Below are 13,177 nucleotides of genomic sequence, written 5' to 3'. Positions count from 1 at the left end.
CAGGAACAAGAGGGAGGCGCCGGGATCGCACGTCATGCACGGGTCGCGCAAAGGGAAGGAACCGTCATGATCGCCGTGCGTCGTACCTGCCTGCTGTTCCCGGTCGCCGCCGCTATGGCGTTGGCCGGTTGCGGCATGTGCAAGGATCCCAAGGTGCGGTTCGACGGCTACTACCTGGCGGCAAAAGAGCCTTTGGGCGCCGCGCCCACACTTGGATGACAGTTTGATTACACTCGTCTGGTTCAGGTGACGTTGCTCACGCCATGCGATAGCGGAAACCTTCGATCCCCGCTCGGCGTTGGCTGGCGGTTGGCATGTACCGACGGTGAGCAGGCAGGCAAGTGGCGATAACCGCGAACGATTTCTGGAGACTGGCAGGCGAGCGGGCGGTCCGTGCGCGCGGGGAAATCGCGCGGCGTTCGGCCTTGGCGCGCGAGCCGCGACCCGAAGGCGTGCGCGCACCGCCGTTGCGCTTCCTGTGGGGCGAACTGGCATCGCTGCGGCGCGGAGCTGGGCGCAGGGGAACGAGTCAACCCGCCCTGGCTCTGCGACCGCAGCCCGTCATGCTTCTGCCCGGCTTCGGCGCGCACCCTGCGCGCATGCGGCCGCTTGCCGATGCGCTGCGCGCCGCAGGGCACGAGGTGCACGAATGGGGCCTGGGCTTCAACTTGGGCCCGTCCGAGCAGAACTTCGCCTTCCTCATGCGCCGCGTCGGCATGCTGGCGCGCCAGCACCAGGCGCCTGTCGCGCTGGTCGGCTGGAGTCTCGGCGGCCTGTTCGCGCGCGAGATCGCGCGGCGGCAGCCCGATTCCGTGTCCTGCGTCATCACCATGGGGACGCCGTTTTCGGGCAGCCTGCGCGCCAACAATGCCTGGCGCGCCTATCAGGTGATCACCGGGCACTCCGTGGATGCGCCGCCGGTCGAGTGCGAGCTGCGCGGCAAGCCACCGGTGCCGACCATCGCCTTGTGGAGCCCGCGCGACGGCGTCGTGCACCCACGCTCCGCGGCCGGCTGGCCGGATGAGCGCGACCAGGCGGTGGCGCTGCGCTGCACCCATCTGGGGTTCGCCTCCGCGCCCGAAGTCAGCGCGGAGATCGTGCGGCAGCTCGATCGGGTCTGACGCTGCCGCGCAGGAGCGGTTCGTTCCGGACCCGATAAGGGGCGTTTCGTGGCTCGCACTGTCCCAGCGTTTCTCGCGCTTACCCAAACGTTTCGTCGCACATACCAACGGTCCGCCTCATCTCCCGGAACGATCGGACTCGCCTCCCGGTTAAAAGCCTCGGCTGCTCCAGCCGAACGATAAGGGAGACGATCCATGACCAAGGCATCCGCGATCTTCGACACCCATGCCGAGGCCGAACGCGCCGTTTCCGAGCTGCGTGGGCTGGGCATCAACGACACCGACCTCTCGGTCATCGCGCACCATGGTGGCACTACCACCGCGCGCTCCGGCGATGGCGAGATCACCGATGAGCACCACCGCAACGTCCTGCGCGGTATCCTCGGCGGCGGCGCTCTGGGCGCGGGCCTCGGCGTCGCGGCGCTTGCCATTCCGGGTGTCGGCCCGCTGGCTGCCGCGGGCGCGATCGCGGCCTCGGCGGTTCCCGAAGCGGTCGGCCTCGGCGCCCTGATCGGCGCGATCGGCGGCACGCTCAACGAGACGCTCACCAAGCACGGCGTCAGCGAAGAGGATGCGGGCTACTACAACGATCGCCTGAAGAACGGCGCGGTGGTCGTCACGGTCGAGGACACCGGCGCGGACTCCGAGCAGGTGCGGCAGGTGCTCTACCGCAACGGCGGGCACAATGCCTCGCAGGCGCGTGCCTCGGCATACTGAGGCGCTGCGAACAGTCGGGCCGGTCCACGAGATGGTAGCGATGCACAAGCGGACGATCCCAGTGATCCTCGCCGGCCTGGTGCTTGCCGGCTGCGGCAGTTCGGCAACCACCAATGCGGGCGAGTTGCCCGGCGAGGCGCAAGTCTCGCCCGCACCCATGCCGGAACCCGTGGCGGTCCGGTCGACACAGCCCGCCCCACGTCAACGGTCCGCACCGATCGCATCGACCCAGAAGGGGGTGGTGGGTGCGCAGGCGATCCTGGCAACGTGGGCGCAGGCGCTGGAAACCCACGATTTCGGGCGGGCCTGGGTCCAGTTCAGCCACCCGCCAGCGGCCCGCGACGCCTTCGCCCGCTGGTGGCGTCGCTATCGCACGATCCGCGTCACGACAGGGCCTGGCGAGATGGAGGGGGCGGCGGGTTCAAGCTACTACACCGCGCCCGCCACTATAAGCGGAGTCGACCTGCGGGGACGCGCCTATCTGCTGCAGGGCGATGTCGTGCTGCGGCGGGTCAACGATGTCGACGGCGCGACTCCGGCGGAGTTGCGCTGGCACATCGAGAGCGCCGACCTGAAGAACGTGCTTCCCTGACGCTCAGGTATCGATATCGCTGAGCACCGCAGCGCGCAGTTCGGCGATCCCCAGGCCCTTTTCCGAGGAGGTGACATGCACCATCGGGAACGCGGCCGAGTGCTTACGCGCCTCGACCTGCGTGCGCGCGGTGACCTCTTCGAGCTCGCTGGCCTTGATCTTGTCCGCCTTGGTGAGGACGATGCGATAGCCGACCGCGGCCTGGTCAAGCATCTCCATCATCTCGGCATCGACCGACTTCACGCCGTGGCGCGCGTCGACCAGCAGCAGCGTGCGCTTCAGCACCACGCGCCCGCGCAAATAGTCGCGCACCAGGCGGCGCCACTGCTCGACTACCGCGGTCGGGGCCTTGGCGAAGCCATAGCCGGGCATGTCGACCAGCCGGAACACACGCGGCTCGCCCACGTCAAAGAAGTTCAGCTCTTGCGTGCGGCCCGGCGTCACTGAAGTGCGCGCGATCGCCTTGCGGTTGGTCAGCGCGTTCAGCAGCGAGGACTTGCCCACGTTCGAGCGACCGCATAGCGCGATCTCCGGGCTCTCCGGCTCGGGCAGGAACTTGAGCTGCGGGGCGCTGAGCAGGAACTCGACCGGACCGGCAAACAGCTTGCGGGCGCGTTCGAGGTGTTCGGTTTCGTCGGTCATGAATGAAGCTCCGACTCGCATATGATACGCGGGCAAATGTATCGTCGCCCCCGCGCAGGCGGGGGTCCCGCTTCTTGTTGGCATGCCGCTCGCAAGAAGGAACAAGCGGGGTCCCCGCCTGCGCGGCGGCGACAAAGATCAGGAGCTCCAACTAAGGCCGGCACGGGCGTCCCGAGCAGCTGCAATCCAGCAAGGCCCGGCGTCACCCCTTCGCCGCCGCCCGCTTCTTGTCGGCCGCTTCCTTTTCCGCCTGCGCCCGCAATGCCGGATTGCGGCTGTAGAGGAACTGCTGCTGCGCGATCGTCAGCAAGTTCGACGTGCACCAGTAGATCAGCAGGCCCGCCGCGAATGGGGCCATGATGAACATCATCAGCCACGGCATCAGCATCATGACCTGCTGCTGGGCCGGATCGCCCGTCGCGGGGTTCAGCTTGAACTGCAGGAACATGGTGATGCCCAGGATCACCGCCAGCACGCCGATCGCCAGGAAGCTGGGCGGCGTGAACGGCAGCAGGCCGAACAGGTTGAGGATGTGCAGCGGATCGGGCGCCGACAGGTCCTTGATCCACAGCACGAACGGCTGGTGGCGCATTTCGATCGCCAACATCAGCGTCTTGTAGAGCGCGAAGAAGATCGGGATCTGCAGGAAGATGGGCAGGCAGCCGGCGAGCGGGTTCACCTTCTCCTGCTTGTACAGCTCCATGATCTTCTGCTGCTGCGTTGGCTTGTCGTCCTTGTAGCGGTCCTGGATCGCCTTCATCTTGGGCTGGATCGCCTTCATGGCGGCCATGGAGGCGAACTGGCGCTGGGCGACCGGGAACATGATCCCGCGCACGATGCAGGTCAGCAGGATGATGGCGACGCCGAAGTTGCCGGTCAGGCGGAACAGCGAGGTGAGCAGCCAGAAGATCGGCTTCTCGAACCAGCGGAACCAGCCCCAGTCGATCGACAGGCCGAAGTTGGTGATGCCACCTTCCTCATAGCGGTCGAGCACCAGGTGTTCCTTGGCGCCGGCGAACAGCTTGGTGGTGCGCGCCAGCTGCTGGCCGGGCTGCACCACCGCCTTGTCATAGACCAGATCGGATCGGAACAGCGAGTTGCCGAGCGATCGGAACGTGCCCGCCGCCGTGTTGCCGACGGGGGCGAGTGCCGACATCCAGTAGACGTCGGTGAAGCCGATCCAGTCGGTGCGGCCGGGTTTCGCCACGGTGCCGCTCTCGAGCACATCGGAGTAGTTGGTGTTGAACGCCACCGATCCGTCGAAGGCGCCGATCGGGCCCGAGTGGACGTTCCAGGTGTCGAGGCTGGCGGTCTGGTCGGTGCGGTTGATCAGGCCGAAAGGCTGCACGGTGACCGGCTCCTGGCCGGCGTTGGCGACGCGCTGCGTGGCGGTGATCAGATAATCGTTGTCGATTGCGAACGTGATCGCGAACGTCTGCCCGGCGCCGTTCTGCGCGGTCAGTGTCACTGGCGATTGCGGGGTCAGCTTCGCGCCGGCCGGCGCGGTCCAGACGGTGTTGGCGTTGGGCGTGGCGACGCCATCGCCGACCCAGCCGAACTGCGCGAACTGCTGCGCCGGAGTGCCCGCGGGTGAGTAGATGCGGACCGGACCCGAGTCCTTCTTCACCGTCTCGCGATGGCGGTTGAGAACCAGGTCGTCGAGAATCGCGCCCTTGAGGTTGATCGAGCCCGAGACGCCCGGCGCCGCGATCGGCACCCGGCTCGCGGAGGTGAGCGCGGTCTTGAGGTCCTGCGCCTCCAGCTGCACTTCGGCCGCATCGCGCAAGCCGCCTTCGCGGCTCGGCTTCAATGGGCTAACTGCCTTGTCGGCGCCGCCGTTCTGGACCACTTGCGTGGGCGTCTTGCTCTGCGGGTAGAAGTAGCCGACGCCTGCGTCCCATCCGAACAGGACGAGCGCGGTGAGCAGGACCGCCAGGATGATGTTACGCTGATTTTCCACGAAGCCTGCTTTTTTCCGTTACTTGCGGCCGCCAGATGGCGACAGGGCACGAGGTTCAGGGCCTATGGCCTAAGGAACCGGATCCGGCCCGTGCCCACCCCATGGGTGGCAGCGCAATATACGCTTGATCGCCAGCCAGCCACCCTTAATCGCACCGTGCTTTCCCAGCGCCTCGATCGCGTACTGCGAGCACGAGGGCGCGAAGCGGCAGGTCGGCGGCATGATTGCGGACGGTCCCAATTGCCATGCCCGCGCGACCAGGATCAGCGTGCGGCGGGGCAGGTCCGACAGCTTCACTTGCGCTTGCCTCTTCTCGGCCGCGGTAAATCGCCTTTGCCGGCCTGGGCGCGGGTAAGGGCGGCCACGAGTTCGTCACGGAGCAGCGCGTAGTCCCGCTCGACCCCGCCATCGCGGCCGATCAGCACGTGATCGGTGTCGGCAAGGCCATGGAGCGGCAATACCTCGCGCGCGAGCGCCCGGAAGCGGCGCTTCATGCGGTTGCGCACCACGGCGTTGCCGATCTTCTTGGTGACGGTAATGCCCAGGCGCCGGCCCTGGCCCTGGTTGCCACGCGCCAGCAGCACGAAGCCCGGCCGCGCCACGCGCAAGCCGGCGTTTGCGGCCACGAAGTCGGCCCGCCGCGTCATCATGATGAAAGGTGCAGCCACGAGCCTGCCGCTTGCCGCCGCGCGTTCTGCACCAAACAAAGCGGCACCGCACCTCGCCCCCGCGCCCCATCACGAGGCCAACGGAGGCGAGATGCGGCGCCGCCAAGCAGGGGCATCACGCCCCGGCGCGAGCCTGAATCAGGCCGACAGCTTCTTGCGGCCGCGTGCACGACGCGCGCGCAGCACCTTGCGGCCGCCGGGGGTCGCCAGACGAGCACGGAAGCCGTGACGGCGGGCGCGGACGAGGCGGCTGGGCTGGAACGTGCGCTTCATGACGAAACCTCAAAATGGGCGCCATCGCGGCGCATGCAAACGGGACGAACAAAAGGGCCGCCCTTGCGAGCGACCGTGATCAGGCTGGCGCGGTTAGATGAGGTGGCGATTCGAGTCAAGGTGACGCTGTCCTCCCCGGCACGGGGAGGGGGACTATGCGCAGCATGGTGGAGGGGAGTCTCGTCATGCGGAAGGGTACTTGAATGCGCGCCAACTGTCTGCTTGCGGACGTGAGTCCCCTCCACCACTCGCTGCGCGAGCGGTCCCCCTCCCCGTGCCGGGGAGGACAATGTCGCCCCACTTACAAAGTTGTAACTCGACACCTCCCCGCCGCCCTCGCACAGTCGCCCGGCGCAGGGGAGGGCAAGCCGGATGGTCGCGCTGGTATCGACGGTGGCCTACCTCGGCCTGGAGGCGCGTAGCGTCGAGGTGCAGTGCCAGGTCGCGCCGGGCATGCCGGCCTTCCACGTCGTCGGCCTGCCCGACAAGGCGGTGGGCGAGAGCCGCCAGCGCGTCACCGCCGCGCTCTCCGCCATGGGTTTGGCGCTGCCGCCCAAGCGCATCACCATCAATCTCTCACCCGCCGACTTGCCCAAGGAGGGCTCGCATTACGACCTGCCGATCGCGCTGGCGCTGCTCGCCGCGATGGGCGTGGCCGATGCCGAGCAACTGGCTGACTTCGTCGCGGTGGGCGAGCTGGCGCTCGATGGACGGGTGATCCCGTCGCCCGGTGTGTTGCTCGCCGCGCTCCATGCCAGCGCCGCCGACAAGGGGCTGATCTGCCCGGCCGCGCAAGGCTCCGAGGCGCGTTGGGCGAGCGGAGTGCCGGTGGTCGCCGCGCCCAACCTCATCAGCCTCCTGAACCACCTCAAGGGCACGCAAGTGCTGCCGACACCCGAGCCCGGTCATGCCGATCCGCCCACACGCGGCCCGGACTTGCGGCAGGTCAAGGGCCAGGAAACCGCCAAGCGGGCGCTGGAGATCGCCGCCGCAGGATCGCACAACCTCCTGCTGATCGGCCCGCCCGGCTCGGGCAAGTCGCTGCTGGCAAGCTGCCTGCCCGGCATCCTGCCGCCGCTCACCCCAGCCGAGGCGCTGGAAACCTCGATGGTGGCGAGTGTCGCGGGCACGCTGGAAGACGGTCGCATCAGCCGTGCGCGCCCATACCGCGCGCCGCATCACTCCGCCTCCATGGCGGCGCTGACCGGCGGCGGCTTGCGGGTGAAGCCGGGTGAGGTGTCGATGGCGCATCTGGGCGTGCTGTTCCTCGACGAACTGCCCGAGTTCCAGCGTGCCGTGCTCGATTCGCTGCGCCAGCCGCTGGAAACCGGCGAAGTCTCCGTCGCGCGCGCCAACGCGCATGTCACCTACCCGGCGCGGGTGCAGCTCGTCGCCGCGATGAACCCGTGCCGCTGCGGGCACCTGGGCGACCCGGCGCTGGGCTGCAGCCGTGCGCCCCGCTGCGCCGCCGACTACCAGGGCAAGGTGTCGGGACCTCTGCTCGACCGCATCGACTTGCACATCGAAGTCGACCCCGTCAGCGCTGCCGACCTCTCGCTCCCGCCACCGGCCGAGGGCAGCGAGCACGTCGCCGCCCGCGTCGCCCGCGCCCGCGCGATCCAGACCGCGCGGCTCGAGGGCACCCCCGCGCGCACCAATGCCGAGCTCGACGGCGAGGCCCTCGACAGCCATGCGACCCCCGACGAGGCCGGCCGCAAGCTGCTCATCCAGGCGGCCGAGGCCATGCGCCTCTCGGCCCGGGGCTACACGCGGATCCTGCGCGTCGCGCGCACGATCGCCGATCTGGCCGGTGCGGAACGGGTCGGCCGCATTCACGTGGCCGAGGCGCTGAGCTATCGCCGGCAGGCGCCGCGGGCCTGATCCTCTCGCGCAGGGGAGTCAGCGGGGCAACGACTGCCGTTCATCCTCGACACGCCGTGGCTGAACCTCTAGGCGCGGCCATGCAGCAAGAGGGACGCCGCCCATGAAGCTGATCATCGGCAACAAGAACTATTCGAGCTGGAGCCTCAGGGCCTGGCTCGCCGTGAAGCAATCGGGGCTGGGCTTCGAGGAACTGACCGTGCCCATCCTCGGGGAGGATTGGGAGGAGCGCAAGCGCAGCGCCGAGGAACTCGCGCCCTCGTCGGGCAAGGTTCCCGTGCTGTGGGACGGCGACGCGGTGGTGTGGGACAGTCTCGCCATCATCGAATACCTGGCCGACAAAGTCGGGCGCGATCGGTTCTGGCCCAAGGATGACGCGCCGCGGGCCATGGCTCGCTCGATGGTGGCGGAAATGCACTCCAGCTACCTCCCGCTGCGCCGCACCTGCCCGATGAACGTGCGCGGGCAAGTGAGTGGGCTGGAGATCGACGGCGACGTGCGCGCCGACATCGTGCGCATCCTGACGCTCTGGGCCGAGGCGCGCGCACGCTTCGGCAAGGGCGGCCCGTTCCTCTTCGGCACGTTCTGCGCCGCCGACGTGATCTACGCGCCGGTGGTGAGCCGCTTCCGCACTTACGGCGTCGGCGTGCCGGGGTTCGCCGCATCCTACATGCAGGCGGTTTGGGAGCACGAATGGATGCGCCAGTGGGTGGCCGCCGCCGAAGCCGAGCAATGGGTGATCGAGCAGTACGAAGTGCCGGCCGGCCAATGATGCGCCGGCCAATGATGCGCCGGCTTGCCTTGCTGCTGGCGGCATGCGCGAGCCTGTGGACGGCGCCGGTGCTGGCCTGGGGCGCTTACGGCCACCGCACCGTCGCGGCGATCGCGCTGGAGAACGTCAAGCCGGCGACCCGTGCGCGGATCGCCGTGCTGCTGCGGCAGGAGCGCCAGCTCGGCACGCCCAAGTGCCGCGTGCGCAGTCTTGAGGACGCAGCGGTCTGGCCCGATTGCATCAAGGGCGAGGGCTGGCGCTGGGGCTATGCCTCGCCCTGGCACTATCAGGATGAGCCGGTGTGCGGCACGTTCGACATCAAGCGCGACTGCGCCAACGGCAACTGCGTGACCGCCCAGATAGAGCGCAACCGCCGCATCTTGACCGACCGCACGCTGCCGCAGGCGCAGCGGCTGGAGGCGCTGGCGTTCCTGGCGCACTTCGTCGGCGACATCCACCAGCCGCTCCACGGCGCCGACAACCACGACCAGGGCGGCAATGCAGTGAAGTCCAGCTACGGCATCGTGCCGGGCAAGAACCTCCATTCGATCTGGGACACGGTGATGACCGAGCGGGCGATCTCGTCCGCGCGCCCGCCGCTGGTGCGCCGCTACGATGCGGCCGAGCGCACCAGGCTGGGCGGAGGAACGCCCGAGGACTGGCTGCGCGAGAGCTGGCAGATCGCACGCGACTTTCTCTATCCGCTGGCATTCGGGGGCAAGCTGCCGTGCGCGCAGGACGGCAAGGGCGAGGAGCCCAGGCAGGTGACCTGGCCCGAGCCGGCAATCGAAGCGAGCCTGCCGATCGTCGAGCAGCGCATCGAGCAAGCCGGGTTGCGCCTGGCGCGAATGCTGGATGCGGCTTTGGCGTGAGGGTGAGGCGAGCGCGCAGGCCCTTCTACCACCGCCTATCGCTCACAACCCGTGCAGCGCGCGCATGCAGTTGGCGAGCCAGCGTCCGGAGCTAGGCCTTCGGGTACAATGTCCCATCCTTGTGCAGGTAGTTCTCGCCGGCGAACATCATGTCGATGTCCGCGTAGCCGCCGCTCCCATACGGGTTGCCGGCGCTGACCGCCACGAAGGTGCAGGGCGCGTCGCTTTCGTTCACCAGATGGTGCGAGATGCCATCGCCGGCCGCCCACACGCACGTATCGCCCGGCCCCAGCCGCGTGCGAGTCGGCGGCTCGCCCTCCGGTCCCTCGATGAGCACGGCTTGCCCTGTGATCATCACCAGCAGTTCGTCCTCGTCGTCGTGCCAGTGGCGCTGGCTGGACCAGGCGCCCGGTTCCAGCGTGACATGGCTGGCGCCGAGCGCGGTGAGGCCGAACGCGGGGCCGATCCGGCGGTACCAGCGGCCCGCCACCGGCGCGTCGAAGGGCGCGGGGTAGCCGGTGCGGTTGGTGGCGGCGATCGCTTCGGGGTCGAGCCTGGGCATGGGTCCTCGCGCACTTGTGTGGGGTGACACGCATATGCGATGGGACCGGCATGAGCCAGACCGCTGCGACCTCACCCGCCCCGACCGTTGCGCAGATGGCGCAGGCACTCATGGCTTGCCCCAGCGTGACGCCGGCGACCGGTGCGGTGTTCGACTGCCTGGAGGGCCAACTCGCCCCGCTCGGCTTCGAGGTGATCCGCTTCCTGGCCGGCGAGGCGCCCGACGGTCCGGTCGAGAACATGCTGGCGATCCGGCGCGGGCCGGAGGGTTCGCGCCACTTCGCCTTCGCCGGCCACCTCGACGTGGTGCCACCCGGCGAGGGCTGGACCAGCGCTCCGTTCGCGCCCGAGGTCCGCGGCGAGCTGCTCTACGGTCGCGGCGCCGTCGACATGAAGGGCTCGATCGCCGCGATGGCAGCCGCCGCGCGCGAGATCCCGGTCGAGGCGGGTACGCTCAGTTTCGTGATCACCGGAGACGAGGAGGGCCCGGCCCGCTTCGGCACGCTCGCCCTGATCGAGCGAATGCGCGAGCTCGGCGCTATTCCGGACTTGTGCCTGGTCGGCGAGCCGACCTCGGTCAACCGTCTGGGCGACACCGTGAAGATCGGCCGGCGTGGGTCGATCAACGTGTTCCTCGATGTCGAGGGCGTGCAGGGCCACGTCGCCTATCCGCACCTTGCCGACAATCCGATCACGCGCCTGGTGGCCATGCTCGCCGAGCTCAAGGCCATGCCGCTGGACGATGGGACGGACTGGTTCCAGGCCTCCAACCTCGAAGTGACGGACCTCACCGTCGGCAATCCGGCGCATAACGTAATCCCCGCCAAGGCGAGCGCGCGCATCTCGATCCGCTTCAACGACCGGCATACCGGCGCGGGCCTGGCCGAGCGGGTCGCCGAAGTGGCCGCGCGTCATGGCGGCACCGCCCGGCCGCTGATCTCGGGCGAGGCGTTCCTGACGCCGCCCGGCGCGTTCTCGGACATGGTGTCGGGCGCGATCGCGGCAGAGACCGGGGTGACGGCAGAGCTGTCGACGAGCGGCGGCACATCCGATGCTCGGTTCCTGAAGGACCTGTCGCCGGTGATCGAGTTCGGGCTGTGCAACGCGACGATGCACAAGCTGGACGAGGCCGTGGCGGTGGCGGACCTCGAGGCGCTGGCGCGTATCTATCGGCGGATCGCCGAGGCGGCGCTGGCGGGGTGATGTGGCCACCCCGGATCGGGGAGGCCAACGGCGCCTGACCTAGATCCTCCCCTGGAAGGGGAGGGGCACCGCCAGCGCAGCTGGTGGTGGAGGGGTGTAACCCTCTCGGTCGGGCGCTACTCGGGCGGTGACACTCCTAAGTCACGCACTACGTGCGCGCCACCTCCCCTTGCAGGGGGGGATCTGGGCGACTTACCCGTCCCTTCCATAAACATCAGGCCGGAACGCCAAGCCCGTCTTGTCGCCGGTTGCCGTCAGATAGGTCAGGTACACCGGCACCTGCAGCGGCAGCGGCACGGCCTGCTCGCGCTGCCTGGTGGCGGTGGGCACCGGCCTTTGCAGCAGCCAGCGGCCAAGCAGGCCGGCGTTCTCAAGCCGGATGCAGCCGTTGCTGAAGTGTCGGTCCGGCTTGGCGAGCAAGTCGCGTCGCGGCGTGTCGTGGAGGTAGATGCCCTCGTCGTTGGGGAACAGGAACTTGACGCGGCCCATCGAGTTCGCCGTGCCCGGAAGTTCGCGCAGGCGCACTTCCTGGGTGCCGGCGGCAACCGCCTGCCAGTCGATCGCGCTTTCGGGCACGACGCGGGCGTTCGCGCTCCAGTCGGTCAGCGCTTCCATGCGCAGGGACGCCAGCGAGCGTCCTGCCAGCACCTTGGGCGCGATCGAGTTGCGCGCCAGGTAGGTGGGCACGTTCCAGTAGGGATTGAGGATCGCCCACTGCAACGAGCCGGCCATCATCGGCGTCTGCGTTTCCCGGGCGCCGACCACCACGCGCATGGTGCCGACCTGACGCCCGGCCTCGTAGAACCACAGCTGGCCGGAGGAGGCATCGACCTCGATGTGCCGCACGTAAGGCCCGGGCAGCAGCCGCGCACGGTCGAGGTTCAGTGCCAGCCGGTCCCAGGTATCGTCGGACGCGTGGAGCGCCTGGCCGGCCAGCTTGCGCAGCCGCACGTACTGCGGGCTCATCCAGCCCATCTGCGCCACGTAGTCGCCGAAGGAGTCCGGGAAGGCGGCGGCACGCAGCGCCTCGTCGGGCCGCAGCTTGTCGGGCTTGAGCTTGGGATCGGCCCAGATGATCCGCACGTTGGACCGCTTCTGGTCGGCCACATAGCGGGCGAAGGCTTTCGAAAGCAGCACCTCGGCCCGCGCGATATCCGTGAACGAGCCGCTGAGCGCCTGCGCGATGGCTTCGCGCAGCTTTTCGGGATCGTAGCGCGAGGGATTGAGCCCGTCTTGCTCGGCGGTAACGAGATAGTCGATGAAAATGCCGGCGGTCGGGCCGATGCGGTTGCCGACTGTCCATAGCGGGTGATAGCCGCGCTCGGCGTAGAAGCGCTTCACGTCGCCGCCCGCTTCCTCGCGAATGGCGGCGAGCAGGGCAGGATCGACAGGTGCGGGCTTGGGCTTCGGCTTGGCGGTTCGCTTCGGGCTGGCGCGCTTGGCCTTGGCCTTGCCGCGCTTCGCAGGCGCCTTCGCCGTGGCTTCGCTCGCCACCAAGGCTCCCGCCGCCAGAACGGCGACGGGAGTGCTCAGTGTGAGTAGAAGGGTCGCGAAACGGAGTTTCAGCCCTTTTCCCCCATGCGCCTCGGCGGCGGTGGCGGAGGCGGCGGAGGCGGCGGCGCGGAGGGATGATAGATGCCGTCCGAGGTATAGTAGCCGTCGACGATGCCATCGCCGTCACGGTCGGCCGCGGTGCTGCCGATCACGGAACCGGGCGGGGGCGGTGGCGGCGGAGGCGGGGGCGTCTTCTCGGCGCAGGCGGCGAGCGTTGTCGCCCCAAGTCCCGCGAGCAACAAGTAACGAATTCGCATCGTGCTTACCTCCCTTTATGACGGCCCGTCGGTGTCCTGACGCGCCCGGTGCCGTCGGTGTCGGTGCGCAAGTGAACGCCGGATGACCTAAGTAGGTTCCTGAG

General features: G+C 68.7%; 16 protein-coding genes. 8 read left to right on the top strand and 8 right to left on the bottom strand.

Features of this window, described 5'->3' with window-relative positions:
- Window positions 1-66: 66 nt before the first annotated feature.
- The 4 genes from HNO88_RS18380 (at window position 67) to HNO88_RS18365 (ending at window position 2,430) form a co-directional block, all read left to right on the top strand.
- Window positions 67-219, top strand: coding sequence for a hypothetical protein (locus tag HNO88_RS18380; RefSeq protein WP_184249116.1), 153 nt, complete (start codon window positions 67-69; stop codon window positions 217-219).
- A gap of 122 nt (window positions 220-341) precedes the next feature.
- Window positions 342-1,121 (top strand): esterase/lipase family protein, encoded by a 780-nt coding sequence (locus tag HNO88_RS18375; RefSeq protein WP_376768787.1) that lies wholly within the window; start codon window positions 342-344, stop codon window positions 1,119-1,121.
- Window positions 1,122-1,316: 195 nt separating this feature from the next.
- The gene (locus tag HNO88_RS18370; RefSeq protein ID WP_184249112.1) at window positions 1,317-1,838 is read left to right on the top strand and encodes a hypothetical protein; all 522 of its coding nucleotides are present in this window, start codon (window positions 1,317-1,319) and stop codon (window positions 1,836-1,838) included.
- A 40-nt stretch (window positions 1,839-1,878) separates the two neighbouring features.
- On the top strand, window positions 1,879-2,430 hold the full coding sequence (locus tag HNO88_RS18365; RefSeq protein WP_184249109.1) for a hypothetical protein: 552 nt from the start codon (window positions 1,879-1,881) through the stop codon (window positions 2,428-2,430).
- 3 nt (window positions 2,431-2,433) lie between these two features.
- On the opposite strand, the gene yihA is transcribed toward HNO88_RS18365, so the two are convergent.
- The 5 genes from yihA to rpmH form a co-directional block, all read right to left on the bottom strand.
- Window positions 2,434-3,072, bottom strand: coding sequence for a ribosome biogenesis GTP-binding protein YihA/YsxC (gene yihA / locus HNO88_RS18360; protein WP_184249106.1), 639 nt, complete (start codon window positions 3,070-3,072; stop codon window positions 2,434-2,436).
- 202 nt (window positions 3,073-3,274) lie between these two features.
- Window positions 3,275-5,032, bottom strand: coding sequence for a membrane protein insertase YidC (yidC, locus tag HNO88_RS18355; protein ID WP_184249102.1), 1,758 nt, complete (start codon window positions 5,030-5,032; stop codon window positions 3,275-3,277).
- A gap of 69 nt (window positions 5,033-5,101) precedes the next feature.
- Window positions 5,102-5,314 carry a membrane protein insertion efficiency factor YidD gene (gene yidD / locus HNO88_RS18350; RefSeq protein WP_221420097.1) on the bottom strand — a complete coding sequence of 71 codons (213 nt, stop codon included), beginning with the start codon at window positions 5,312-5,314 and terminating at the stop codon, window positions 5,102-5,104.
- Between the two features lie 11 nt (window positions 5,315-5,325).
- The gene (gene rnpA, locus HNO88_RS18345) at window positions 5,326-5,679 is read right to left on the bottom strand and encodes a ribonuclease P protein component (RefSeq protein WP_184249179.1); all 354 of its coding nucleotides are present in this window, start codon (window positions 5,677-5,679) and stop codon (window positions 5,326-5,328) included.
- A gap of 159 nt (window positions 5,680-5,838) precedes the next feature.
- A complete protein-coding gene (gene rpmH, locus HNO88_RS18340; RefSeq protein ID WP_184249098.1) occupies window positions 5,839-5,973 on the bottom strand; it encodes a 50S ribosomal protein L34 in 135 nt (44 codons plus the stop codon).
- A gap of 372 nt (window positions 5,974-6,345) precedes the next feature.
- On the opposite strand from rpmH, the gene HNO88_RS18335 reads away from it, so the two are divergent.
- From HNO88_RS18335 to HNO88_RS18325, 3 genes are all read left to right on the top strand, one after another.
- On the top strand, window positions 6,346-7,854 hold the full coding sequence (locus HNO88_RS18335) for a YifB family Mg chelatase-like AAA ATPase (RefSeq protein WP_184249095.1): 1,509 nt from the start codon (window positions 6,346-6,348) through the stop codon (window positions 7,852-7,854).
- Window positions 7,855-7,957: 103 nt separating this feature from the next.
- Entirely contained in the window at window positions 7,958-8,626 is a 669-nt protein-coding gene (locus HNO88_RS18330) for a glutathione S-transferase family protein (RefSeq protein ID WP_184249092.1), read from the top strand.
- An 11-nt stretch (window positions 8,627-8,637) separates the two neighbouring features.
- Window positions 8,638-9,498 (top strand): S1/P1 nuclease, encoded by an 861-nt coding sequence (locus tag HNO88_RS18325; RefSeq protein ID WP_312857118.1) that lies wholly within the window; start codon window positions 8,638-8,640, stop codon window positions 9,496-9,498.
- A gap of 91 nt (window positions 9,499-9,589) precedes the next feature.
- Here HNO88_RS18325 and HNO88_RS18320 read toward each other — a convergent pair whose 3' ends face one another.
- Window positions 9,590-10,060: a cupin domain-containing protein gene (locus HNO88_RS18320; protein WP_184249088.1), complete on the bottom strand. Its 471-nt coding sequence runs from the start codon at window positions 10,058-10,060 to the stop codon at window positions 9,590-9,592.
- A 50-nt stretch (window positions 10,061-10,110) separates the two neighbouring features.
- On the opposite strand from HNO88_RS18320, the gene dapE reads away from it, so the two are divergent.
- The gene (gene dapE, locus HNO88_RS18315) at window positions 10,111-11,262 is read left to right on the top strand and encodes a succinyl-diaminopimelate desuccinylase (protein ID WP_184249084.1); all 1,152 of its coding nucleotides are present in this window, start codon (window positions 10,111-10,113) and stop codon (window positions 11,260-11,262) included.
- Window positions 11,263-11,454: 192 nt separating this feature from the next.
- Here the strand turns inward: dapE and HNO88_RS18310 are convergent, their stop codons facing one another.
- Window positions 11,455-12,756: a L,D-transpeptidase scaffold domain-containing protein gene (locus HNO88_RS18310; protein WP_312857117.1), complete on the bottom strand. Its 1,302-nt coding sequence runs from the start codon at window positions 12,754-12,756 to the stop codon at window positions 11,455-11,457.
- Between the two features lie 68 nt (window positions 12,757-12,824).
- Window positions 12,825-13,073 carry a hypothetical protein gene (locus tag HNO88_RS18305; RefSeq protein WP_184249081.1) on the bottom strand — a complete coding sequence of 83 codons (249 nt, stop codon included), beginning with the start codon at window positions 13,071-13,073 and terminating at the stop codon, window positions 12,825-12,827.
- Between the last annotated feature and the right edge of the window lie 104 nt (window positions 13,074-13,177).

Origin of the sequence: Novosphingobium chloroacetimidivorans, assembly GCF_014204535.1 — a bacterium.
Lineage (GTDB): Bacteria > Pseudomonadota > Alphaproteobacteria > Sphingomonadales > Sphingomonadaceae > Novosphingobium > Novosphingobium chloroacetimidivorans.
This window is presented reverse-complemented; position numbering and strand designations above follow the sequence as displayed.